Consider the following 23,591-nt stretch of genomic DNA (forward strand, 5'->3'; position numbering starts at 1 on the left):
TTACGACCTGGTTGCCAATACCCGTCATAGGGGCATGAGCGAGTACCCGGGCACGTACCCGGGGGAACACGCGGGTGCGCCGTACCCTCGACGCATGACTGATACCGCAGCCGCCGATCCGGGTCGGCAGATCGAGACTCTCGACGAGATCACCCCCGAGCAGGCACGGGCCGTCCTCGAACTGCTCGACACGGCAGCCCGGTCGGACGGGGTGCAGGCCGTGTCCGAGCAGGGGCGGTTGCAGTTGCGCGGGGGCCCGAGGGCCGGGGTGCGGCACTTTCTGTTGACCGCCGGCGGGGAGCTGACGGGGTACGCCCAGCTGGAGGACACCGACCCCGTCGAGGCGCCGGCCGCCGAGTTGGTCGTACATCCGTCGCACCGGGGGCGCGGGCACGGGCGGGCGCTCGGGGCCGCGTTGCTCGCCGCGTCCGGGAAGCGGCTGCGGGTGTGGGCGCACGGCGGCAAGTCGGCCGCCCGGCATCTGGCACAGGTGCTCGGGCTGACCATGTTCCGTGAACTGCGCCAGCTGCGGCGGCCGTTGGAGCCCCTGGACATCGCGGAGCCGGTCCTGCCCGACGGGGTCACCGTCCGTACCTTCGTGCCGGGCCGGGACGACGCCGCCTGGCTCGCCGTCAACGCCGCCGCGTTCGCCCACCACCCCGAGCAGGGCGGACTCACGCAGCGCGATCTGGACGACCGCGTCGCCGAGCCGTGGTTCGACCCGAAGGGCTTCTTCCTGGCCGAGCGGGACGGCCGGCTCGTGGGCTTCCACTGGACCAAGGTGCACGCCGCCGAACACCTCGGCGAGGTGTACGTCGTCGGCATCAGCCCCGACGCGCAGGGCGGCGGCCTCGGCAAGGCGCTCACCGCGATCGGGCTGCGGCACCTGGCCGCGCAGGGCCTGCCGACGGCGATGCTCTACGTCGACGCGGACAACACGGCGGCGGTGACGGTGTACGAGCGGCTGGGCTTCGCGACGCACGAGGTGGACCTGATGTACCGCACGGAGACGTGAATGACCTGGTGAAGGACCCGGTGAAGCGCCTGGTCGGGCGACCGGCCAAGTAGGCGGAGGGGCGGTGGAGTTGACACCGCCCCTTCTTCGTTCCATGCTTTCACTACTTCCCTAGTGAAAGGGTGCTTGCGGCGTGATCGAATACCGCATCGACCGGCGCAGCGGTGTCGCCACCTACCTCCAGATCGTCCAGCAGACCAAACAGGCCCTCCGGCTCGGCCTGCTGGAACCCGGCGACAAACTGCCCACGGCACGCGAGGTCGTGGAAGCCACCGCCATCAATCCCAACACCGTCCTCAAGGCCTACCGCGAACTGGAGCGCGAAGGCCTGGCCGAAGGGCGGCGCGGACTGGGGACCTTCGTACGCGGCACGCTCGGCGGCGGCGCCGCCGACAGCCCGCTGCGGGCCGAACTCCGCGCCGAACTCGCCACATGGGCCGAACGGGCCCGGGACGGGGGGCTGGAGAGGGACGACCTGTCCGCTCTCTTCGACTCCGTCCTCGCAGAACACTTCACGACGAGCACCACGACCGGCACCACGACGAGCACCACGACCAGCACCACGACCGGCACCACGACGAGCACCACCATCAAGGGGGAACACTCATGACAGCCGCGGCGATCGAGGCCACCGGCCTCGGCAAGCGCTACGGGAAACGGCGCGGCTGGGCCCTGCGCGAGTGTTCCTTCCGGATCCCGGAGGGCCGTATCTGCGCCCTCGTCGGCCCCAACGGCGCCGGCAAGTCCACCCTCCTCGCCCAGGCGGCGGGAGTGCTCCCGGCCACCGAAGGCGGCATCCGTGTCCTCGGCGAGCGCCCGGCCGATGCCCGCGAACGAATCGCGTATGTCGCCCAGGACAAGCCCCTGTACGGGCAGTTGACGATCCGCGACACCCTGCGGATGGGGTACGAACTCAACCCCGGCCGCTGGGACGCCGAAGCCGCCGAGCGGATCGTCGCCGAGGGACGGCTCGACCCCGCCGTACGCGTCCGTACGCTCTCCGGCGGCCAGCGCACCCGCGTCGCACTCGCCCTCGCACTCGGCAAACGCCCCGAACTCATGCTGCTGGACGAGCCGATGGCCGACCTGGACCCGCTCGCCCGCCACCAGCTGATGGGCACGCTCATGGCCGAGGCCGCCGAGCGCGGCACCACCGTCATGATCTCGTCGCACATCCTCACCGAGCTGGAAGGCACCTGCGACTACCTGCTGCTCCTCGACGACGGCAAGATCCGTCTCGGCGGCGAGAGCGAGGACCTGCTGACCGCGCACCGGCTGGTCACCGGCCCCGTACGCGACCTGGCACCGCACACGGTCGTGGACACCCGCACCACCGGCCGCCAACTCACCGCCCTGATCCGCCCCGACGGACCGGTCGCGCACGACTGGCAGACCGTGGAACCTTCCCTGGAGGAACTGTTGCTCGCCCACCTGCGCTCCCCGGGCGCGCCCGTCCTGCTCACGCCGAGCGCCGAATCACGGAGCACCGAGCGGCCAGTGGCGGTGACGGCATGAGCACCCTGACACCACGTGGCCCGGCCTGGGTCGCGATACGGCAGAACCGCCCCGCGCTGTGGACGGCGCTGCTCATCACGGTGCTCGCCGTCGGCTGCTGGATCGCCGCCCGTGTCTGGGTCGGCTCGACGGGGTTCGTCGTGAGCTGCGGCAAGGGGTGCGACGCCTCCACGAACGCGGCCGGCTGGTTCCGCTGGGCGGAGAACTACGTCGCGGGCACGGCCATCCTGCTGCCACTGCTCGTCGCCGCCTTCACCGCCGGACCACTGATCGCCCGTGAACTGGCATCGGGCACATACCGGCTGGCCTGGACCCAGTCGGTGTCGCCCGCCCGCTGGCTCGCCGTCCGACTCGCCTGCGCCGCCGCGGTCGCCACCGCCGGCACCGTCCTCCTGGTCGTCACCTTCCGCTGGAGCAGGTCCTACACCCTGTCCGAGCCGTACGCCTCCATGTTCACGTCCCTGTCCTGGGACGACCGCGAGGCCTTTCCCGCCATGGGGTTGACCGCTGTCGGCTACGTCCTGCTGGCGGTCGCCGTCGGCGCGCTCGCGGCCGTACTCGTGCGGCGCACCCTGCCGGCGATGGCCGTCGGCCTGGTCGCCACGGGGGGAGTCGGGCTGCTCTTCGCCTGGGTGCGGCCCTACCTGTGGCCGACCCTCACGGCCGAGAGGAAGGGGATGGGCGCCGTGGCGGACTCGTCCCACCCCTGGATCGTGCAGCGGGGCGTCGTCCTGGCCGACGGCAGCCGGATGACCCAGGAGGAGTGCTGGGACATGGGCTACGCCAAGTCGCCGTGCGGCTCGGAATCCCCGGACCTCGTCAACTTCGCCGACTACCACCCCACCTCGCACCTCTGGCCCCTCCAGCTCGTCGAGACCGGCATCGTGCTGCTGCTCGCCGCGGCGTGCGTCTTCGCCGCTTTCAAGGTATTGCGCCGCATCCACGGCTGAACCCGACCGCGCACAGGGGCCCGTCCATCACAGGGGAGCGGACGGGCCCCTGTCCGTCGGGGCGGGGCCCTGTCCGTTGAGGCGAGGCCCCGCCCGTTCACCTCTCCGCTCACCTCGTACGATCCCGGGAACCGCCCCGCCACACCCCGCCCCGACCCCCCTGGCACCCCGCCGCGCCCCGCCCCGCTTCCCCTGCACGTCATGTCGCCGTTACCGGCCATTCAGACGCGCTTGCGACGCTCTCGGAATGCAGCCCGCTGTGCCCCCCACTCCGAACGGCAGGTTCCGTCTCGCCCCCGCCGGCTCCGACGCGCCTGTCATGCCTTCCGCGCGGAACAATGGAGGTATGAGCCAGCAGCCTGCCGAGACCCCGGTCCACCCGCAGCCGTCCGTCGGTTCCATCGCCGCGCACCGGCCGCACACGGTCAGCGCCGCCGTGTCCGATCTGGAGCCCGATCTCGACGCCGATCTCGACTCGTACGAGCAGGACAGCGACCACGAGGGCGGCGAGCTGCCCCAGGGCCGCTTCCTCGACCGTGAGCGCAGCTGGCTCGCCTTCAACGAACGCGTACTGGAACTGGCCGAGGACCCGGCCACCCCACTACTCGAACGGGCGAATTTCCTCGCGATCTTCGCGTCCAACCTGGACGAGTTCTTCATGGTCCGCGTCGCGGGCCTGAAACGGCGGATAGCGACCGGCGTAGCCACCCGTTCGGCCTCAGGGCTCCAGCCCCGCGAAGTGCTCGACCTGATCTGGACCCGGTCGCGGGAGATCATGGCCCGGCACGCCGCCTGCTTCCAGCAGGACGTCTCCCCCGCGCTGGCCGACGAGGGCATCCACCTGATCCGCTGGGGCGACCTCACGGAGAAGGAGCAGGCGCGCCTCTTCACCCTCTTCCGGCAGCAGATCTTCCCCGTCCTGACGCCGCTGGCCGTGGACCCGGCGCACCCCTTCCCGTACATCTCGGGGCTCTCCCTCAACCTCGCGGTCGTCGTCCGCAACCCCGTCAGCGGCCACCGGCACTTCGCCCGCGTCAAGGTCCCGCCACTGCTGACCCGCTTCCTGGAGGCGTCCCCGCAGCGGTACGTGCCGCTGGAGGACGTCATCGCGGCGCACCTGGAGGAGCTGTTCCCCGGGATGGAGGTCCTGGCGCACCACATGTTCCGGGTCACCCGCAACGAGGACCTGGAGGTGGAGGAGGACGACGCGGAGAACCTCCTCAAGGCGCTGGAGAAGGAACTGATGCGGCGCCGCTTCGGCCCGCCGGTGCGCCTGGAGGTCGAGGAGTCGATCGACCCGTACGTGCTCGACCTGCTGGTCCGCGAGTTGAAGGTGTCCGACGCCGAGGTCTATCCGCTGCCGGGGCCGCTGGATCTGACCGGGCTCTTCGGGATAGCCAAGCTCGACCGGCCGGAGCTGAAGTTCCCCAAGTTCATCGCCGGCACGCACCGCGATCTCGCGGAGGTGGAGTCGGCGTCGGCGCCGGACATCTTCGCGGCGCTGCGGGAGCGCGACGTACTGCTGCACCACCCGTACGACTCGTTCTCCACCTCCGTCCAGGCGTTCCTGGAGCAGGCGGCGGGCGACCCGGACGTGCTGGCGATCAAGCAGACGCTGTACCGGACGTCCGGCGACTCCCCGATAGTCGACGCGCTGATCGACGCCGCCGAATCGGGCAAGCAGGTCCTGGTCCTCGTCGAGATCAAGGCCCGCTTCGACGAACAGGCGAACATCAAGTGGGCGCGCAAGCTCGAAGAGGCCGGCTGCCATGTCGTGTACGGGCTGGTCGGGCTCAAGACGCACTGCAAGCTCTCGCTCGTGGTGCGGCAGGAGGGTGAGACCCTGCGCCGCTACAGCCATGTCGGCACCGGCAACTACCACCCGAAGACGGCACGGCTCTACGAGGACCTGGGCCTGCTCACGGCCGACCCGCACGTCGGGGCCGACCTGTCCGACCTCTTCAACCGGCTGTCGGGCTACTCGCGGCGCGAGACCTACCGCCGGCTGCTCGTCGCGCCCAAGTCGCTGCGCGACGGGCTGATCACCCGGATCAACAAGGAAGCGGCGCACCACCGTTCGGGCCGCCCCGCCTACGTACGCATCAAGGTCAACTCGATGGTCGACGAGGCCGTGATCGACGCGTGCTACCGCGCGGCGCAGGCGGGCGTGCCGGTCGACATCTGGGTGCGGGGCATCTGCGCCGTGCGCCCCGGAGTGCACGGCCTGTCGGAGAACATCCGGGTGCGCTCCATCCTCGGCCGCTTCCTCGAACACTCGCGGGTCTTCGCCTTCGGCAACGGCGGCGAGCCCGAAGTGTGGTTCGGCAGCGCCGACATGATGCACCGCAACCTCGATCGTCGTATCGAGGCTCTGGTACGGGTCACCGACCCGGCGCACCGCGCGGCCATCACCCGGCTTCTGGAGACCGGCATGGCGGACGACACCGCCTCCTGGCATCTGGGCGCGGACGGGAACTGGACCCGGCACTCCGTCGACGCGGACGGGCAGCCGTTGCGGCACGTACAGGAAATGCTCATTGACGCCCGGAGGCGCCGGCGTGCAGCACCATGAAACAGACACCGCCGGCTCGGTCGGTACGGCCCGGCCCTCCCACTCCAACGACGCCTTCGAGGCGACCGCGGGGCAGGTTCTCGCCGGGTATCTGAACACCCGGTGCGGGGACTTCCTGCGCAGCCTGCGGCTGTACGGGGAGAGCGGCTCGGACACGGCGGCGGCCGAGGAGGCGGCGTCGGCGCTGCGCTGCTCGGCGCGGCGGATCGCGGGCAGCCTGCACACGTTCCGGGTGCTGCTCGACCCGGTGTGGGCGGACCAGCTCCGTACGGAACTGGGCTGGCTGTCCGGCACCCTCGCGCAGGAGTACGCGTGCACGGCGCGGCTGCACCGGCTGGTGTCGGCGCTGGCACGGCTGTCGGGGGCGGGCACGGTACCGACCGCTCGTAACGGCGAAGGCGCCCCGGCTCCGGCGTCCGCCGGAGCGCTGACCGTCGGGGCGTCGCGCGCCGGAGCGCTGCTGGAGCGGCAGTTGACCCTCGCGCGTACGCGGTCGCACTCGGCGGCGCTCCAGGCGCTGGGCTCGTCCCGCTTCCACGCGGTGGCCGACGCCGTCGCCGTACTGGCCTCCGAGGTACCGCTGGCGCCGGTCGCGGGCGCGCCCGCCGCCGAGATCCTGGCCTCCCCGCAGGGCGCGGCCGAACGAAGACTCCTCGACGCGGTCTCCGCGCTGCCCCTGGCCCGCGCCGCGCACCCGTACAACGCGGAGGCCCTGGTCCACGGCCTCTCCACGCCCTCCGACGGCGAGGCCCAAGACGCACCGTGGCACCAGGTGCGGCTGCTGCTCAGACTGCACCGTTACGCCCAGGAGGTCCGGCACGCGGGCGGCGCCCCGGACCCGGTGCTCGCCGACGCGGGCCGCGCGCTGGACCGCCACCGCGACGCGGCCGAGGCGGCGGCCGCCGCGGCGAACGCGGCCCGCACACCGCGCATCGCCCCGGCGACGGCGTACGCGCTCGGGGTGCTGCACGCGGACCAGCGCCACGAGGTGGAGGCGGCGCGCTACGACTTCCAGCAGATCTGGGGTCGGCGGGCGGTGACCACGCCATGAGCGGTCCGGGCGGCACCGGCACCCGTACCGTCCTCGCGGCGGGCTGCGTGCTGTGGCGGAAGTCCCCGTACCGGGCGGACGGCACCGAGATCTGCCTGGTCCACCGGCCGAAGTGGGCGGATTGGTCACACCCGAAAGGCAAGCTCAAGCGTGGAGAAGCGTTCGCGGATGCGGCGATTCGTGAAGTGCACGAAGAGACAGGCATGACGTGCGCCTTGGGCTCCGCCCTACCCACAGCCCGGTACTTGGCGCTGGGCAGTCCAAAAGAGGTGCGCTACTGGGCGGCGGAAGCCACCGGTGGAGCGTTCGTGGCGAGCAAGGAAGTGGACCGGGTCCTCTGGCTGACTCCTGCGGCGGCGCGCGAGCGTCTCACCCACGAGAGAGACAAAGAGCTCGTCACTGTATTTCTCGATGTCCTTCGCTCTGTCGGCAAGTAGCTGTGGCGGTGAGGCAGGAAAGGCGCCGATGGAATGGCTGAGGACTACGCAGAGACTGGCTCTTTCTTCTTTCCCCGCCGTTGATTCCGATCTCGAGCCGGTTTGTTTTCATCTTTCCGCCATGTCACCTTGAGCAAAGCAGGATCGAATCGCGCCTTATCACTGACGCCAATAGGCACAGGCATCACCACGATCGAGGTGAAGATCCGCCCTATTACCTCTCGCCGTTCCGACAGGCCCATACCCTCCCACTTCGCTCGACTCCATCCGCGAAGCAGGTTCCTCGCCAGGGAATGACCTTGACTTCGATGTCGGCGAATTCCTCGTCCAAGTATGCGAGCGCAAGACCCTCCAGGTACTGGTCGACGGGAGCAACTCGACGACCGACGCCCTTGCAGTTGGGATCTCCGCATCGGTAGTAGTCTCCGTATTTCGCATTCCTCCCTGACGCCTTATTGCCGCTGAGCTTCGAGTAGTAGATCTCATCAAAATCATTGAGGCGCCCGCATCGGAGGAAACCAGAGAAAAGGTAGCCACGAGTCCGAGTCCGCATCCCCTCTGCGGCCGGCCGACCCGTCTCCTTCTTCTTCATCCCCCGGTGAAGGCGGTTCGCCTGGACCCCGACCATGATGGATCTCCACATTTCATAGGTGCATCCATCGGATTCCTCAGCATGGTCCCACTCACCGATGACGGGCTCACCGGTCTCGGCATTCATCAAGACCTCACCGCCGAGTACGCGCCCACCCCACCAGGCCGGGTTGGTGACGATGCCCTTCACGCCCTGCTCCGTCCAGGCGCCCCCTCTGGCCGTCGTGACCCGCTTCTTGTTGATCTCCCCCGTGATACTTCGCCACGACCGACCGGCGTAGCGCAGCTTGATCATGTCGGTCAGGTGCGGCCACTCTTCTTCGTTCCGAAACCTGTTGCCGACCCGGTACGGATCCCTGGACGCTCCGAGCCAGCCGAAGCGGCGCGGCGCACCGTAAGTCCTGCCCTCCTCTGCTCTGTCGGCAGCGTTCCGCATGGTGCGCTTACGGATCTTCCCTACCTCGGCTTCGCCCAGACCCGAGGTTTCGATGCCGGACATGATCGTTCCGTCGTCGTTGACCAAGTCCAAGAGAGTCGTGTCCTCGATGAAGACGCCTTCGCCGACTATGGCAAGGGCGTCTTGGAAGGCCACGAAGTCACGAGGCAGGCGATAGACACGCTCCTTCTCCACGGCGACGCAGCCGCGCACAGGGAACCCCGACTCCTCCTCCCGCCCGTGCGTGATGTCGGCACACATCTGCCGAAAAGCAGGCCTCAGGACCTCGCGTTTCGCGGCGGACAAGTTGTTGTCCTCGTAGTGCAGGACCACCGCGCACCCGTGCAGTTCGGCGTTCTTGGTGTTGTTCTTGTGCTGGCGTCCGACGCCGATGCCGTCGCCGTTCAGGCGGTCGGCGGAGATGCGAGCGTAAGAGATGACGGGGGTACGGCCGCTCAGCCACTCATCGAGCGTGTCTCCCTTGTCCAGCCACGTCTGGAGAGACGGGGCAACGAACGACCGGGAGAACGTCTTCGACGGGCGCGAGGGGTTCCGGGTGTCGATCGCCCGGACAGGGCCTAGGTGCACCGTGATCAGCGGTGTGACACCTTCCGTTGCATCCCAAGGGCAATCGGACACGCGTGAAACCCCTCCGGGTCAGTTCTTGACCTCCTTCACCGAGGTCGGACCCAGCTGCTTGGCGCTGGCGTACTCCGGCATCGTCATGGGCTTGTCGAACAGGAAGAACGACTGGTTCGTGCCGACCGTGAACTCGATGTACGCGCCGGTCGTGGCATCGAAGCCGTAGTACGCGTTGCACATCGACCCCGCCGAGTACACCCCGTCCATCCCCGGCAGCGAGACGACCACCTTGCCCTCGGCCGAGGAGTCCACCTTCTCGGTCGGCGTGAGCATCTCGCAGCGCGCGACGGGCAGGCCCTTCATGATGAAGTACCCGTACTCGCCGTTGGCGTTCTGGATGTAGACGTAGCTCAGCTTGCCCCGCTTGCCCCAGGTCTTCACCCACTGGTTGATGGCCTCGCGGGTCGGCGAGTACTCCATCTTCCCGGCGGGCTGGTTCGCCACGAGCTGGTCGTAGTTCCTCTCCTTGGCCTTGGTCTCCTTGCCCCGGCTGGAGTCGTCCTCGCACGCGGTCAGCCCCACCCCCAGGGTGAGCGCCACCATGGATGCCACGACGGCACGAGTGATCGTCTTCATGCTGTGCTGCCCCTTTCCCGGGCTGGTGGTGGTCACTTGGCGCAGACGGTGTCGTCGGTCCCGGCGGCCAGGCGGTACGGCAGATCCCGGTCGCGGAAGGGGGCGCGGTGCTCTTGGGCGGCCTTCGAGTTGTAGTCGTTGACCGACTCGATCCGCGACGCCTTCAGCGCCGTGACGGACTGGTCGATCTGGGCCTTACGGGCGTCCGAAGCGGCCCCGCGCTCCTCCTTGAGGGCCTTGATCGAACCCTCGGCGTTCTGCACGGCCTCGCACAGATCGAAGAACTCCTGATACGTCGACTGCCGGAAGGCACCCGACCCGACGGTGTCCTCCCGCTCCTCCGCCGCACCACGGAACGGCGCCGTGATCCACCCGGCGCCCCCGAAGACGAACGTGCCGATCAGGCCCAGCACCGCCAGCCCGACGATCCCGTAGGCAAGCCACGTGCCGACCCGTACTCCCTCTCGCACAACCCCCATCACATTCCCTCCTTCGCTCGACCGGCGACCCTCATCCGAGTGTGGGCGCCGCTGAACCGGCAGCCCATGGGAGGGAGTTGGGAGTTGGATGTAATGCGCCCGCGTGCCTGGGAATCGGGCTAGGCGAGCGCCGGCCACGGCTCCGGCGGCGAGGAGGCGAAGAACCGGAGGATGCCGAGGAGCCGGGCGGCCGGGGGCGCCGTCCAGTGGCGTTCACCCGCGACCGGGGTGGGGTTCTTCAGGCGGGCGAGCGCCCAGGTGAGGTGGTACCGCAGGACGCGGGCCTCCCAGGCGTACGAGCCACCCGGCCCGTTCGGGCCACCCGGCCCGTCGTCGTCCGCGGCGGCCCCGCCCTCCCGGTAGCCGTCGAGCATCGCCGGGATGCCCCACAGCGGTGTCTTGGCGAACTCGACCGCCGGGTCCGCCCACATCGCGTCACCCCAGTCGACAATCCCCGTGAGAGTGAGCGCGGGCGAGTCCGGCCCCGGGTTCACGAGCAGGTTCTGCGGAGCGATGTCACCGTGCACCAGCACGCTCGACGCCGGGCCGGGGATCCGCTCCGCGAGCCGGTCGAACCAGCCGCCCAGCCACCGCGCGGCATCGGCGTCGAGCATGCCGTCCGCCAGCAGACCCTCGACCAGCCGGCGCGGGGCGCCGACGTCGGGGTCGTACTCCACCGGAACACCGGTCAGCTCCCCCACACCTGCGGGCGTCACCCGGTGCAGCCGGGCCAGCTCCCGCCCCACCTCCCGGAAAACCCCCTCGGCCGGACCCTCCACCTCCGCGAGGTCCGCCCCCGGCGCCCGCTCCAGCACCATGTACGGCACGTCCGCGTCGTCACGGCTGTCGTCGAAGGTGACGAGCGCCGGCGTACGCACTCCGGCCCCCCGCGCGACGGGAATCACCGCCGCCTCCTTCACCAGGTCGGCGACGAACGCCTCCGTACGCGGCACGCGCAGTACGAGATCCCGCCCCAGGGACCAGGCCCGGTTCGCCACCCCTGAGGCCATGGGGCGCACTTTCTCGACCCCCACGCCGTGTCGAGCGGCGATCCGGGCCAGAGCCGCACCAGGCTGTCCGTCACGGTTCACCTTCCGTTCACTCCCATCCGTCAGCGGCTTCACCTGATCTGCCTAATTTCGGCCTTACACGGTGACCGGCATACCGCCGGCCCCACCACCTCGACGCACGCCGCCGTAGAAGTGCGTACACCCGCACACAGGCGGCTTCTGGAAGGAACACCCGAAGTGAAGCTTCAGCGCAAGAACCGGCTGCGCGCCACCGCGCTCGGTGCCCTCGCCGTCTCCGGCGCCCTGGTTCTCACGGCGTGCGGCTCGGACGACAACACGGAGGCCTCCGGCTCCGGCGACAAGAGCGCCAGCGCCTCCTCCGACATCAAGTGCGACGGCGCCAAGGGCCAGATCCTTGCCGCCGGATCGAGTGCCCAGAAGAACGCGATGGACCTCTGGGTCAAGAACTTCCAGCAGGCCTGTTCGGGCGTCGAGATCAACTACCAGCCGGTCGGTTCCGGCGGTGGCATCACCAAGTTCACGCAGGGCCAGGTCGCCTTCGCGGGCTCCGACTCCGCCCTGAAGCCCGAGGAAGTCACCGCTTCCGAGGAGATCTGCAAGGGCGGCAAGGGCATCAACCTCCCGATGGTCGGCGGCCCCGTCGCCATCGGTTTCAACGTGCCCGGCGTCGACAGCCTCGTCCTGGACGGCCCGACCCTCGCCAAGATCTTCGACTCGAAGATCAAGAAGTGGGACGACAAGGCGATCGCCACCCTCAACCCGGACGCCAAGCTGCCCAGCACCGCGATCCAGGCGTTCCACCGCTCGGACGAGTCGGGCACGACCCAGAACCTGAACAAGTACCTCAAGGCCGCGGCCCCGGCCGACTGGAAGTACGACGACAGCTCGAAGTCGTGGGAGGCCAAGGGCGGCCAGGCCGCCAGCGGTTCCTCCGGCGTCGCCTCCAGCGTCAAGGACACCGAAGGCGCCATCGGCTACTTCGAGCTCTCCTACGCGACCGCCAGCAACCTGACCACCGTCAAGGTGGACACGGGCGCCGGTGCGCCGGTCGAGGCCACCACGGAGAACGCCTCCAAGGCCATCGCCGCCGCCAAGGTCAAGGGCACCGGCAACGACCTGGCCCTGGAGCTGGACTACGCCACCAAGGCCGAGGGTGCCTACCCGATCATCCTGGTGACGTACGAGATCGCCTGCGACAAGGGCAACAAGGCCGAGACCCTGCCCAGCGTCAAGGCGTTCCTCAACTACACCGTCAGCGAAGAGGGCCAGAAGGTCCTGAGCGAGGCCGGCTACGCGCCGCTCCCGACGGAGATCGCGGCCAAGGTCCGCGAGATCGTCCCCACCCTGTCCTGACCCCCGGACGTGGCCGGTCCCGCCGAGCGGGGCCGGCCACGTCTTCCGGTGCACCGCCGCCAGGAGCCGCGACCCGGCTCCGCAGACCGGAGAAACGATGGATACAGCAGCCGCACCCAACGACGCACCGCCACCCCCCACCCTTGAGAACAAGGGCGCGAGCAAGGGGCCGAAGCAGCTCGGCGACCGGATCTTCCTGGGTCTGTCCCGTGGCTCCGGTATCACCCTGCTGGTCATCATGGCCGCCATCGCCGCGTTCCTGACCTACCGCGCGACGCTCGCGATCTCCAAGGACGAGACGAACTTCCTCACCACCTTCGAGTGGAACCCGCAGGGAGACCCGCCGTCCTTCGGTATCGCCGTACTCGTCTTCGGCACCATCATCAGCTCGATCATCGCCATGGTGATCGCTGTCCCGGTCGCCATAGGTATCGCGCTCTTCATCTCGCACTTCGCGCCCCGCAGACTCGCCTCGCCGATCGCGTACCTGGTCGACCTGCTGGCAGCCGTACCGAGCATCATCTACGGCCTCTGGGGCGCCGTCTTCCTCGTCCCGTACCTCGACGGCCTGAACAAGTGGCTCAACGAGTACTTCGCCTGGACGTACATCTTCGAGAAGACCAACGAAGGCATCGCCCGCAACCTGTTCACCGTGGGCATCCTGCTGGCGATCATGATCCTGCCGATCATCACCAACGTCATCCGTGAGGTCTTCCTCCAGTCGCCGAAGATGATCGAGGAGGCCGCGCTGGCCCTCGGTGCCACGCGCTGGGAAGTCATCCGGATGTCCGTGATTCCGTTCGGCCGCTCCGGCATCATCAGCGCCTCGATGCTGGGGCTCGGACGCGCGCTGGGCGAGACGATGGCCGTCGCCGTCGTCCTCTCGCCGAGCTTCCTGCTCTCGTTCCACATCCTCGACGCGGGCGGCGGCACCTTCGCGCAGAACATCGCCGCCAAGTTCAACGAGGCGGACGAGTTCGGCCGGGACGCGCTGATCGCCTCCGGCCTGATCCTCTTCATCATCACACTGCTGGTCAACGGCGCGGCCCGCGCGATCATCGCCCGCCGCAAGGAGTACTCGGGGGCCAACGCATGAGCCACACGCTTCAGGACAAGCGGCCCTCGGTCGCCGAACCCCACGGCTCGCTCTCCCACGCGCGTATGCCCGGCTGGGCACCCCTGGCCATCGCCGCCGGCTCCGCGGCGCTGGGCTGCCTGATCGGTGTGGTGGCCGGGCTGGACAGCAAGATCCAGTGGGGTCTGCTGGCCGCGCTGATCTTCATCGGCGCCACGTATCTGATCACCGCCAAGGTGGAAGGCCCCCGGCAGGGCAAGAACCAGGTCGCGACCAGCCTGGTCTGGGTCTGCTTCATCCTGGCCGTCATCCCGCTGCTCTCGCTCGCCTGGACCACCATCAGCAAGGGCGCGGGCGTCGTCGACGGGTACTTCCTGTCCCACTCGATGAGCGGACTCCTCGACACGGACGAGGGCGGCGGCATCTACCACGCGCTGCTCGGCACCATCGAGCAGGTCGCCATCGCCACGCTGATCGCCACGCCGATCGGTCTGCTGACCGCCGTCTACCTCGTCGAGTACGGACAGGGAAAGCTCTCCCGCGCCGTCACCTTCTTCGTGGACGTCATGACCGGCATCCCGTCCATCGTCGCCGGCCTGTTCATCCTCTCGACGTGGATCCTGATGTTCGACTTCGGATTCTCCGGATTCGCCGGCGCCCTGGCGCTCGCGATCCTGATGATGCCGGTGATCGTGCGCTCCACCGAGGAGATGCTGAAGCTCGTCCCGAACGAGCTGCGCGAGGCATCCTTGGCGCTGGGCGTGCCCCAGTGGCGCACCATCCTCAAGGTGGTCCTGCCCACGGCGATCGGTGGCATCACCACCGGCGTGATGCTCGCGGTGGCCCGTATCACCGGCGAGACCGCGCCCGTGCTGCTGCTCGTGTTCGGTACGAAGCTCATCAACTCGAACCCGTTCGAAGGCGCCCAGTCGTCGCTGCCGCTGTACGTGTTCGAGCAGTACTCGGTGGGCACCGACGCCGCGGTCGACCGCGCCTGGGGCGCGGCCCTCGTACTGATCGCGTTCGTCATGATCCTCAACCTGGTGGCCCGCGGCATCGCCCGCTGGAAGGCCCCCAAGACCGGCCGCTGAGGCCCCGAAATCCGGCTCCGCCGAGCGGGGTCACGCAGAAAGCAGTGATTCAGATGGCCAAGCGAATCGACGTCAGCGGCCTGACCGCGTACTACGGCACCCACCGGGCGATCGACGACATCTCCATGACCGTCGAGCCCCGCTCCGTGACGGCCTTCATCGGCCCGTCCGGCTGCGGCAAGTCCACCTTCCTCCGCACCCTCAACCGCATGCACGAGGTCACGCCCGGTGGCCGCGTCGAGGGCAAGGTCCTGCTGGACGACGAGAATCTGTACGGCGCCAACGTCGACCCGGTCTCGGTGCGCCGTACGGTCGGCATGGTCTTCCAGCGGCCCAACCCGTTCCCGACGATGTCGATCTTCGACAACGTCGCGGCCGGTCTGCGGCTCAACGGCAAGTACCGCAAGAACGAACTGGCGAACGTCGTCGAGAAGTCCCTCAAGGGCGCCAACCTCTGGAACGAGGTCAAGGACCGCCTCAACAAGCCCGGTTCCGGCCTCTCCGGCGGCCAGCAGCAGCGCCTGTGCATCGCCCGCGCGATCGCGGTCGAGCCGGAGGTGCTGCTGATGGACGAGCCGTGCTCGGCGCTCGACCCGATCTCCACGCTCGCGATCGAGGACCTGATCGGCCAGCTCAAGGAGCGCTTCACGATCGTCATCGTGACGCACAACATGCAGCAGGCGGCGCGGGTCTCGGACCGTACGGCCTTCTTCAACCTGTCGGCCGTGGGCCAGCCCGGCAAGCTCATCGAAATAGACGAGACGGAGCGCATCTTCGCCAACCCGTCCGTACAGGCCACGGAGGACTACATCTCCGGCCGCTTCGGATAGGCCCCGGCGCCGAAAGCCGTCCTTGCGGTGCTGCATGGCGGTGCCACCGCAAGGCGAAGGGCCCGCCCCCTCTCCCAGGGGGCGGGCCCACTCATGTTGTACGGCGTTACCGAACGCGACGGCGTCAGCCGAACGTCAGCGCTCAGCCGAAGGCCAGGTTCACGATCCAGAAGCTGACCGCCGCAACGAGCGCCGCCGCCGGCATCGTGATGAACCAGCCCAGGATGATGTTCTTCGCGACACCCCACCGCACCGCGTTCACCCGCTTCGTCGCGCCGACGCCCATGATCGCCGAGGTGATGACGTGCGTCGTCGAGATCGGCGCGTGGAAGATGAACGCCGAGCCGAACATGATCGACGCGCCCGTCGTCTCCGCCGCGAACCCCTGCGGCGGATCCAGCTCGATGATCTTGCGGCCCAGCGTCCGCATGATGCGCCAGCCGCCCGCGTACGTACCCAGCGAGAGCATCACCGCACAGGCGATCTTCACCCACACCGGGATCTCGTCGCCCTGGCCCTCGACATCGGCGATGACCAGCGCCATCACCACGATGCCCATCGTCTTCTGCGCGTCCTGCAGCCCGTGCCCGAGCGCCATGCCGGCCGCCGAGACCGTCTGCGCGATACGGAAACCGCGCTTGGCCTTGTGCGGGTTGGAGTGCCGGAACATCCACATGATGCCGACCATCACCAGATAGCCGATGACCAGCCCGACGATCGGCGACAGGAACATCGGGATGACGACCTTCTCCAGCACCCCGGTCCAGATCACCTCGGTCCCGCCGGCGAGCGCCGCGCCCACCATGCCGCCGAAGAGCGCGTGCGAGGAGGAGGACGGGAGGCCGTAGTACCAGGTGACCAGGTTCCAGACGATCGCCCCGACGAGCGCGGCGAAGAGGATCCCCATCCCTCGCTGCCCGTGCGGTGTGGCGATCAGCCCTTCGCTGACGGTCTTGGCGACCCCCTGGCCGAGAAACGCCCCCGCGAGGTTCATCACGGCGGCCATCGCGAGCGCCGCGCGCGGGGTCAGCGCACGCGTTGACACCGATGTCGCGATGGCGTTCGCGGAGTCGTGGAAGCCGTTGGTGTACGTGAAGCCGAGCGCGACACCGATGGTCACGATCAGGGCGAAGGTGTCCACGTGGTTCAGGACTCCTTGACCGCGATTGTCTCCACCGTGTTCGCGACGTGCTCGAACGCGTCGGCGGCCTCCTCGAGCACATCCACGATCTGCTTGAGCTTCAGGACTTCCATGGCGTCGTACTTACCGTTGAAGAGCTGGGCGAGCAGCTTGCGGTGGATCTGGTCGGCCTGGTTCTCCAGGCGGTTGACCTCGATCCAGTACTCGGTGAGGTTGTTCATCGTGCGCAGGTGGGGCATCGCCTCGGCGGTCAGCTCCGCCGCCCGCGCCAGCACCTCGATCTGCTGCTCGACGCCCTTGGGCAGCTCCTCGACCTGGTAGAGGACGACCAGGTCGACGGCCTCCTCCATGAAGTCCATGATGTCGTCGAGCTGCGAAGCCAGGTTGTAGATGTCCTCGCGGTCGAACGGCGTGATGAAGGAGGAGTTCAGCTGATGGAAGATCGCGTGTGTGGCGTCGTCCCCCGCGTGCTCCGCCGCCCGCATCCGTTCCGCGATCTCGGCTCTGGCGGAGGAATCCGCTCCGAGCAGTTCCATGAGGAGCTTGGAGCCCGTGACGATGTTGTCCGCGGACGCGGCGAACATGTCGTAGAAGCTCGTCTCCCTGGGGGTCAGACGAAAGCGCACGGGGGATCCTCGGGTTACATCGGATTCGGTCAGGCTGATGCTAAGCGCATCATCCGGCCACGGCTAACCGGCGTCCATCAGTGTGCTGCATAGGACACGACGATCATGACGTGCCCCTGCCCCTGCGCGCGCGACTGGGTATCATATACCTACCTGGGGTATTTACTCCCCTTTCGGACATCTCTCACGAACACCCCACCAGGAGGACGCGATGACGACCACCGAGGCGGCAGGCGCGGCGACCAGCGACGCGACCTCCGGTACGGGCACGGCAGCCGGCACGGCCACGACAGACGGCGACGAGATCGTCACCGACCACGATCGCGGTGTGCACGGCTACCACAAGCAGAAGGACGAGCACCTCAAGCGGCTGCGCCGGATCGAGGGCCAGATCCGCGGGCTCCAGCGGCTCGTCGACGAAGACGTCTACTGCATCGACATACTCACCCAGGTCTCCGCCTCGACGAAGGCGCTCCAGTCCTTCGCGCTCCAGTTGCTGGAGGAGCACCTGCGGCACTGCGTGGCGGACGCGGCGGTCAAGGGCGGCGACGAGATCGACGACAAGGTGCAGGAAGCGACGAAGGCGATCGCGCGGCTGCTGCGTACCTGAACCCTGCCGAGGATCAGCGGGCCGACTTGGCCGGTGGACCGGACTCGACCGGACCGGACCCGACCGGACCCGACCGGACCCGACCCGACCCGACCGGTCAGTGGCAGGGCGATCTCTCGCCGCGGTCCGCGCCCACCTTCAGCACCTCGTCGATACGGTCCGGGCTGAGCCGCTCACCGTCCGCGGCCGACGCCGCGATCATCAGCTCTCCGCAGAGTTCGATCTCGGCGAGGGCCACGTGGTCCTGGACGGTCGGCGTGCGCAACAGTGCCACGTGCATTCACCTCTTCCTGCCGGTGTCGTCTTCCTGCCGGTGTCGTCTTCCTGGCGGTGTCGACTGCCGACTTCCTAGAGTAAGGAGGGTGAGACGTGACGCGCATGGCACGTCCGGACCATTTACACCTTGATCTTCCCGGTGAAGATCTGGTCCTCAGGGGGGAGCCGCACCCCGACGGCGACCCCGAATTCGTACAGCAGGGTGGTTGAGGCCACAGCGACCGTACGCCCCTGATTCAGGTAGCTGAACTGGTGTCTGACCTTGCGGAGCCGCCCCGCGTCGTCCAGATAGGCATCGAACGGTACGACGTCCTCGGCGAAGCCCCGCGCCGCCGCGGCCAGCGCCTCGCGCGCGTACGGCGCCGCCTGCTTCGCGGCCCGCCCGATGTCGGTGACGCCCCGGTAGTGCGACACGCGGACGCCGGCCAGCTCCTGCTCGCCGACGAGGACCACGTCCTTCGCGGCGCGCAGCAGTTCGGCGGCGGTCAGCGGATCGGTCGCACCGCCGGTGACCAGATTGCCGTCGGCGAGGGTGGTCGAGTCGAGCATGACCCACTTGTCCTCGGGCACCCCGGCGCCCCGGTTCTTCATATAGAGGGCGGTCGGCGCCAGCAGTTCCGAGATCGGCCGGTGCTCGTCCGTGCCGGCCGGGTCCTTCGGCAGCACGACCGAGAGCTGCCCCATCCGCTTACGGAAGTCGTACCGGCCCTCGCCCCTGATGGTCACGCGTGTCCCGCCCGTCGCCATCACCAGTGACGTCTTGGCCTTGGAACTGCCCGCCCCGACCAGCGCGTCGGCCGCTCCGCGAACCGCGGCCGGATCACCGAGCGGCCGGTCCTCGGCCATGGCGCCCCCGCTCCCGGAACAACCGGCGGTCCCGGCCACGACACCCACCACCGTGACGGCAGCGGCGACGACCGCCACACCCCTGCGTCTGCGCTGCTGCACCATCGCCTGCCAACCCCCAACGCCCTACCGTTGCTTGCCGATGCCTGCCGTTGCCTGTCCGAGAGCCGCCCTGTCCCGATAACGACGCCCCGCGCGCCTCGTCACGCACCGCCCCTGGCCGGGAACGTACGCGCGAGTACGGTGGACGGGTGCGCGAGCAAGAAACCTCGGACCCGCCCACCGCCCCCCACACACCCCACTCCCCCCACTCCACATCTACTGTCGAGCGCGGCTCCTTCTCCCTGGCGCGCTGCACCTGCGGCTGGTCGGGACCCGCCAGGCGCTCCCGCGACCGGGCGAGAACGGACGCCGCGTCCCATGAGACGGCAGACTGACGTCGCAGACCGACGTGACATGACCGACACCGGGGAGGACGTCCGATGGAACGGCGCACACTGCTGACCGGCGCGCTGGCCGTGACGGCGGCCGGCGCGGTGAGCGCCTGCACGAGCGACGGCGGAAGCAGCTCGTCGAGCTCGTCAGGCTCCTCGGGCACACCGGGCTCCACCGCGAACAAGCCCCCTGCGCCGCGTACCTCCTCCCCCACCTGGGACGTGCTCGCCTCGGGGCTGGACGGTCAGCTCGTACGGCCGGGGGACAGCGAGTACGCGACGGCCCGCCAGCTCTACAACACGCGCTTCGACGGCCTGAAGCCCGCGGCCGTCGCGTACGTCGCCGACGAGGACGACATCCGGGAGTGCCTGGCCTTCGCCCGCGCGCACGACACACCCGTCTCGATCCGCAACGGCGGCCATTCCTACGCAGGTTGGTCCAGCGGCAACGGCCGGCTCGTCATCGACATCTCCTCGCTCGACGCCCTCGACGACGCCGCGTCGGACGGTGTGATCGGCGCGGGCGCCAAGCTCGTCGACATCTACGGCGCGCTCGCCCGGCGGGACCGTACGATCCCGGGCGGTTCCTGCGCCACCGTCGGCATCTCGGGTCTCACCCTGGGCGGCGGTCACGGGGTCGTCTCCCGCGCGTACGGTCTGACCTGCGACAGCCTCACCTCGGCGACGATCGTGACGGCCGACGGCAAGCGCCTGACCGCCGACGCCGAGCAGCACCAGGACCTCTTCTGGGCCCTGCGGGGCGCGGGCAACGGCAACTTCGGCGTCGTCACCGAGCTGCGCTTCCGCACCCACCCCGCCTCCACCGGCGTCGCGGCGAACCTCAACTGGCCGTGGTCAAAGGCCCGTTCGGTGTTCGCGGCCTGGCAGGAGTGGGGCCCCGACCAGCCGGACGAGATCTGGTCCTCGCTCCATCTCGCGGTCGGCGCGGGCGGCGGCGCCGACCCGACGCTCTCGGTCTCCGCCTTCACCCTCGGCGCCGAGTCCGACCTCAAGAACGCCCTCGACCGGCTCGCCGACCGCGTGGGCTCCTCGGCGAGCTTCGTCTCGCTGCGCCCGCGCGGCTACGAGGAGTCGATGCTCGCGTACGCCGGCTGCGCCGGATTCAGCGACGACCAGTGCCGACTGCCCGGCACCACACCGGGCCGGGGGAAGGACGGCGCGCTGTCACGGGAGACGTACGCCGCGACCTCGGACTTCTTCGACCGGTCGCTGTCGTCGGCGGGCATCGGCACCGTGCTGTCGGCCGTGGAGGACTTCAGCCGGATCAAGGTCGCCGACGGCGCGGGGTCGGGCACGGTCGCGCTGACCGCGCTCGGCGGCGCGATCAACCGGGTGGACCCACTCGCGACGGCCTTCGTACACCGGGGCTCCCGGATGCTCGCGCAGTACGTGGCGTCCTGGCGCCCCGGCACGCCCGGCACCTCGCAGCGGGCATGGCTGAAAACCAGCCAGGATTCGCTACGAAGTCACGCGTCGGGAGCGGCGTACCAGAACTACACCGACCCGGCGCTGACGGACTGGCGCAAGGCGTACTACGGCCCGGCGGCGGACCGGCTGAAGGAGTTGAAGGAGCGCTACGACCCGACGCGCCTGTTCGATTTCCCGCAAGCGCTCTAGGTCCTGATAGCGGCTACGCGGCGAGGTTGTTGTCGTCGGGCCGCGGCTCGGGGATGCCGAGCGGCCGGGTCCCCGGCGCCTCGGCGGCCTCGGCTGCCTCGGCACGGTCGGCGTCCCGCGCGGCACGCGACCGTACGAGCAGCCCCACGCGCGGCGACCGGCAGATCGCCGACACCAGGGGGGTGAGCAGCGCCATGGCGAGCGGCGCGAGGAGCAGCACCACGGCCGTACCGAGGGCGAAGCCGCCGATCACGTCGGTCGGGTAGTGCACGCCCATGTAGACGCGGCTGAAGCCCGCGACCAGCGCGAGCCCGATCGCGGCGAGGCCGAACTTGCGGTGGGCGACGAAGATGCCCGCACCGAGGGCCATGGCCATGGTCGAGTGGTCGCTGACGAAGGAGAAGTCGGTCTTGCCCGCCACCAGGACGTCCAGCCCCGTGTGATCGACGAAGGGCCGGTCGCGCCCGACGAACTCCCGGATCGGGATGTTGATCAGCAACGCGACACCGGCGGCGAGCGGCGCCCACAGCAGCCCGGCGACGGCGGCCACGGAATCCTCGGCCGCCCCACGCCGCCGCACGCTCCACCAGCACCAGAGCGCGACAAGGACAAGCCCGATCATGATCCCGTACTCGCCGACGAACTCCATGCCGCGGTCGAACCAGTCGGGGGCCGACTTGGCCAGCCCGTTGATGTCGTAGAGCAGGCTGACGTCGGGGTTCGACCCATCGATCGCGAGTCCAGCCATGTGCTGCGGCCCCTTGCCTTGTCGCCCACCACGCCACGCCTCCGGGCGTGTCGCTTCCACCAACCCCCGTGGTGCCTGCGGTCAGTGCTGCGCGATCAACGCCACAGCCCCAGTCCAGGGAACGGCCTGATACCCCTACAGGTTCCAGTCTTCACCGGACGATCTCCAGGACGTTATCGAAGAGTGACACATCGTCCCAGCTCAGAGGGGTGAACGAACGGATAATTCCGGCCACGCGCGCCCCGGACGGGGCCCGACTCCACCCTTCCGGGCGTCAACCCTTCGCCGCCCTTACGCCCCGTCGGACCGACGTCCCGTCAGCCGTTTTACGTACCGGACTTCCGCTCGGTGGGCAGATCGGTCGGCAACGATTTCGCGCCGTCTTCGGTGACCCTGGTCGCCCCGAAGTAGTCAGGCGTATCAATTTTGTCGAACCGGATCACGGCACCCGTGTACGGAGCGTTGATCATGTACCCGCCGCCGACATACATCCCCACGTGCCGGATGGCCCGCGAGTTGGTGAGGTCGTCGGAGAAGAAGACCAGATCGCCGGGCATCAGCTCGTCGCGCGAGGGATGCTCCCCGGCGTTGTACTGATCGTTGGCCACCCGCGGCAACTCGATCCCGACGGAACGGTAGGCGGCCTGCGTCAGCCCGGAACAGTCGAACCGCCCCTGCTGCTCGGGGGTGCCGTTGCCGCCCCACAGGTACTTCGTACCGAGCTTCTGCTGCGCGTAGTAGATGGCGGCGGCGGCCTGCTTGGAGGGTTCGACGCGGCCGACGGGGCGGGCGAAGCTCTGCTCGAGGGTGGTGATGATCTTCACGTAGTTCTGCGTCTCGGCGTACGGCGGGACGCCCCCGTACTTGATGACCGCGTACGCGCCCGCGTTGTACGCCGCGAGCATGTTCTTCGTCTGATCGCCCGGCACATCGTCCACGTACCCCGCGAGTTTGCAGTCGTACGTCGCGGCCGACGGAATCGCGTCCTGCGGGTCCCAGACGTCGCGGTCGCCGTCCTTGTCCCCGTCGACGCCGTGCGCCGCCCAGGTCCCCGGGATGAACTGCGCGATCCCCTGGGCCTGCGCCGGGCTCTCGACGCCGGGGTCCCAGCCGCTCTCCTGGTAGAGCTGCGCGGCGAGCAGCGCGGGATTGATCGCGGGGCACAGATTGCCCCACTCCTGCACCAGCCGCTGATACTTCGCGGGCACGGCCCCCTTGGCCAGCCCGACCGCCCCACCGCCTCCCGCACCACCGACGAGCCCGGCGGCGGCGGAGTACGTCCCGACGACGAGCAGCGCGATGAAGCCCAGGCTCAGCCCAAGCCCGACCGCGCCGGCCATCCAGAATTTCCGCACCCCTCAACCCTCCCCCATCCGGGACACGTTCACCGCCATTTTCCCGCCGCTCGTGTCGGTGCTATTCGGACAGGACGTCTGGCATGACCCGGGTGCAGACGACGCTCTTGTGGTCCTTGTCCGAAGTGACGTGGTGGCGGCCGACGGTTCACCGGCCTCGAGCCACGCGAGCAGCACGTAGGGGGCCGATCTACGCGGGGTCCTGGACTCTGAGGGCGTCCACGGGGACGACTCTGCCACAGGGGTGGGCCGGAGGGCGCGGGGAGCTGACTG

The 23,591-nt window shown here is 69.1% G+C and carries 23 protein-coding genes; 13 read left to right on the forward strand and 10 right to left on the reverse strand.

Annotated features, from left to right (window positions below; translation table 11 throughout):
* The first annotated feature begins 94 nt into the window (after nt 1-94).
* The 7 genes from mshD (at nt 95) to ACFT9I_RS06975 (ending at nt 7,540) form a co-directional block, all read left to right on the forward strand.
* Nucleotides 95-1,015, forward strand: a complete 921-nt coding sequence (gene mshD / locus ACFT9I_RS06945; protein ID WP_382561564.1) for a mycothiol synthase — start codon at nt 95-97, stop codon at nt 1,013-1,015.
* A 133-nt stretch (nt 1,016-1,148) separates the two neighbouring features.
* On the forward strand, nt 1,149-1,625 hold the full coding sequence (locus ACFT9I_RS06950; protein WP_382561566.1) for a GntR family transcriptional regulator: 477 nt from the start codon (nt 1,149-1,151) through the stop codon (nt 1,623-1,625).
* Nucleotides 1,622-2,530: an ABC transporter ATP-binding protein gene (locus ACFT9I_RS06955; RefSeq protein ID WP_382561568.1), complete on the forward strand. Its 909-nt coding sequence runs from the start codon at nt 1,622-1,624 to the stop codon at nt 2,528-2,530. Before ACFT9I_RS06950 ends, ACFT9I_RS06955 begins: the two co-directional genes overlap by 4 nt.
* The gene (locus tag ACFT9I_RS06960) at nt 2,527-3,480 is read left to right on the forward strand and encodes an ABC transporter permease (protein ID WP_382561569.1); all 954 of its coding nucleotides are present in this window, start codon (nt 2,527-2,529) and stop codon (nt 3,478-3,480) included. The genes ACFT9I_RS06955 and ACFT9I_RS06960 overlap by 4 nt, the downstream gene beginning before the upstream one ends.
* A gap of 346 nt (nt 3,481-3,826) precedes the next feature.
* Entirely contained in the window at nt 3,827-6,052 is a 2,226-nt protein-coding gene (locus ACFT9I_RS06965) for an RNA degradosome polyphosphate kinase (protein WP_382561571.1), read from the forward strand.
* On the forward strand, nt 6,039-7,103 hold the full coding sequence (locus ACFT9I_RS06970; RefSeq protein WP_382561573.1) for a CHAD domain-containing protein: 1,065 nt from the start codon (nt 6,039-6,041) through the stop codon (nt 7,101-7,103). Before ACFT9I_RS06965 ends, ACFT9I_RS06970 begins: the two co-directional genes overlap by 14 nt.
* Nucleotides 7,100-7,540 (forward strand): NUDIX hydrolase, encoded by a 441-nt coding sequence (locus ACFT9I_RS06975; protein ID WP_382561575.1) that lies wholly within the window; start codon nt 7,100-7,102, stop codon nt 7,538-7,540. Before ACFT9I_RS06970 ends, ACFT9I_RS06975 begins: the two co-directional genes overlap by 4 nt.
* A 214-nt stretch (nt 7,541-7,754) precedes the next feature.
* Here ACFT9I_RS06975 and ACFT9I_RS06980 read toward each other — a convergent pair whose 3' ends face one another.
* The 4 genes from ACFT9I_RS06980 to ACFT9I_RS06995 all read right to left on the reverse strand — a co-directional run bounded on the left by ACFT9I_RS06980 (nt 7,755) and on the right by ACFT9I_RS06995 (nt 11,274).
* Nucleotides 7,755-9,206 (reverse strand): recombinase family protein, encoded by a 1,452-nt coding sequence (locus ACFT9I_RS06980; RefSeq protein ID WP_382561577.1) that lies wholly within the window; start codon nt 9,204-9,206, stop codon nt 7,755-7,757.
* Nucleotides 9,207-9,224: 18 nt separating this feature from the next.
* A complete protein-coding gene (locus ACFT9I_RS06985; protein WP_382561578.1) occupies nt 9,225-9,785 on the reverse strand; it encodes a hypothetical protein in 561 nt (186 codons plus the stop codon).
* 32 nt (nt 9,786-9,817) lie between these two features.
* Nucleotides 9,818-10,264 carry a hypothetical protein gene (locus tag ACFT9I_RS06990; protein WP_382561579.1) on the reverse strand — a complete coding sequence of 149 codons (447 nt, stop codon included), beginning with the start codon at nt 10,262-10,264 and terminating at the stop codon, nt 9,818-9,820.
* A 119-nt stretch (nt 10,265-10,383) separates the two neighbouring features.
* Nucleotides 10,384-11,274: a phosphotransferase family protein gene (locus ACFT9I_RS06995; protein WP_382561581.1), complete on the reverse strand. Its 891-nt coding sequence runs from the start codon at nt 11,272-11,274 to the stop codon at nt 10,384-10,386.
* A gap of 237 nt (nt 11,275-11,511) precedes the next feature.
* Here ACFT9I_RS06995 and pstS point away from each other — a divergent pair, with 237 nt between their 5' ends.
* The 4 genes from pstS to pstB all read left to right on the forward strand — a co-directional run bounded on the left by pstS (nt 11,512) and on the right by pstB (nt 15,644).
* On the forward strand, nt 11,512-12,648 hold the full coding sequence (pstS, locus tag ACFT9I_RS07000) for a phosphate ABC transporter substrate-binding protein PstS (protein ID WP_382561583.1): 1,137 nt from the start codon (nt 11,512-11,514) through the stop codon (nt 12,646-12,648).
* 97 nt (nt 12,649-12,745) lie between these two features.
* Complete coding sequence (gene pstC, locus ACFT9I_RS07005) at nt 12,746-13,744, forward strand: phosphate ABC transporter permease subunit PstC (RefSeq protein ID WP_382561585.1); 999 nt, start codon at nt 12,746-12,748, stop codon at nt 13,742-13,744.
* Nucleotides 13,741-14,814 carry a phosphate ABC transporter permease PstA gene (gene pstA / locus ACFT9I_RS07010; protein WP_382561587.1) on the forward strand — a complete coding sequence of 358 codons (1,074 nt, stop codon included), beginning with the start codon at nt 13,741-13,743 and terminating at the stop codon, nt 14,812-14,814. The genes pstC and pstA overlap by 4 nt, the downstream gene beginning before the upstream one ends.
* 53 nt (nt 14,815-14,867) lie before the next feature.
* Complete coding sequence (gene pstB, locus ACFT9I_RS07015) at nt 14,868-15,644, forward strand: phosphate ABC transporter ATP-binding protein PstB (protein ID WP_382561589.1); 777 nt, start codon at nt 14,868-14,870, stop codon at nt 15,642-15,644.
* A 142-nt stretch (nt 15,645-15,786) separates the two neighbouring features.
* Here pstB and ACFT9I_RS07020 read toward each other — a convergent pair whose 3' ends face one another.
* Both ACFT9I_RS07020 and ACFT9I_RS07025 read right to left on the reverse strand, forming a co-directional pair.
* Nucleotides 15,787-16,785: an anion permease gene (locus ACFT9I_RS07020; RefSeq protein ID WP_382561591.1), complete on the reverse strand. Its 999-nt coding sequence runs from the start codon at nt 16,783-16,785 to the stop codon at nt 15,787-15,789.
* 5 nt (nt 16,786-16,790) lie between these two features.
* Nucleotides 16,791-17,411 (reverse strand): DUF47 domain-containing protein, encoded by a 621-nt coding sequence (locus ACFT9I_RS07025; RefSeq protein WP_382561593.1) that lies wholly within the window; start codon nt 17,409-17,411, stop codon nt 16,791-16,793.
* Between the two features lie 211 nt (nt 17,412-17,622).
* Here ACFT9I_RS07025 and ACFT9I_RS07030 point away from each other — a divergent pair, with 211 nt between their 5' ends.
* Entirely contained in the window at nt 17,623-18,021 is a 399-nt protein-coding gene (locus ACFT9I_RS07030; protein WP_382561595.1) for a metal-sensitive transcriptional regulator, read from the forward strand.
* 97 nt (nt 18,022-18,118) lie between these two features.
* Here the strand turns inward: ACFT9I_RS07030 and ACFT9I_RS07035 are convergent, their stop codons facing one another.
* Together ACFT9I_RS07035 and ACFT9I_RS07040 are read right to left on the reverse strand one after the other, a co-directional pair.
* Nucleotides 18,119-18,301 carry a hypothetical protein gene (locus ACFT9I_RS07035; protein ID WP_382561596.1) on the reverse strand — a complete coding sequence of 61 codons (183 nt, stop codon included), beginning with the start codon at nt 18,299-18,301 and terminating at the stop codon, nt 18,119-18,121.
* A gap of 116 nt (nt 18,302-18,417) precedes the next feature.
* Nucleotides 18,418-19,248 carry a hypothetical protein gene (locus ACFT9I_RS07040; RefSeq protein WP_382561598.1) on the reverse strand — a complete coding sequence of 277 codons (831 nt, stop codon included), beginning with the start codon at nt 19,246-19,248 and terminating at the stop codon, nt 18,418-18,420.
* 377 nt (nt 19,249-19,625) lie between these two features.
* Here ACFT9I_RS07040 and ACFT9I_RS07045 point away from each other — a divergent pair, with 377 nt between their 5' ends.
* Nucleotides 19,626-21,215 carry an FAD-binding oxidoreductase gene (locus ACFT9I_RS07045; RefSeq protein WP_382561599.1) on the forward strand — a complete coding sequence of 530 codons (1,590 nt, stop codon included), beginning with the start codon at nt 19,626-19,628 and terminating at the stop codon, nt 21,213-21,215.
* A gap of 13 nt (nt 21,216-21,228) precedes the next feature.
* Here the strand turns inward: ACFT9I_RS07045 and ACFT9I_RS07050 are convergent, their stop codons facing one another.
* A complete protein-coding gene (locus ACFT9I_RS07050; protein ID WP_382561601.1) occupies nt 21,229-21,963 on the reverse strand; it encodes a phosphatase PAP2 family protein in 735 nt (244 codons plus the stop codon).
* Between the two features lie 326 nt (nt 21,964-22,289).
* The gene (locus tag ACFT9I_RS07055) at nt 22,290-23,303 is read right to left on the reverse strand and encodes an NlpC/P60 family protein (RefSeq protein WP_382561603.1); all 1,014 of its coding nucleotides are present in this window, start codon (nt 23,301-23,303) and stop codon (nt 22,290-22,292) included.
* Nucleotides 23,304-23,591 lie beyond the last annotated feature (288 nt).

The organism is Streptomyces sp. NPDC057137 (assembly GCF_042670825.1).
GTDB lineage: Bacteria > Actinomycetota > Actinomycetes > Streptomycetales > Streptomycetaceae > Streptomyces.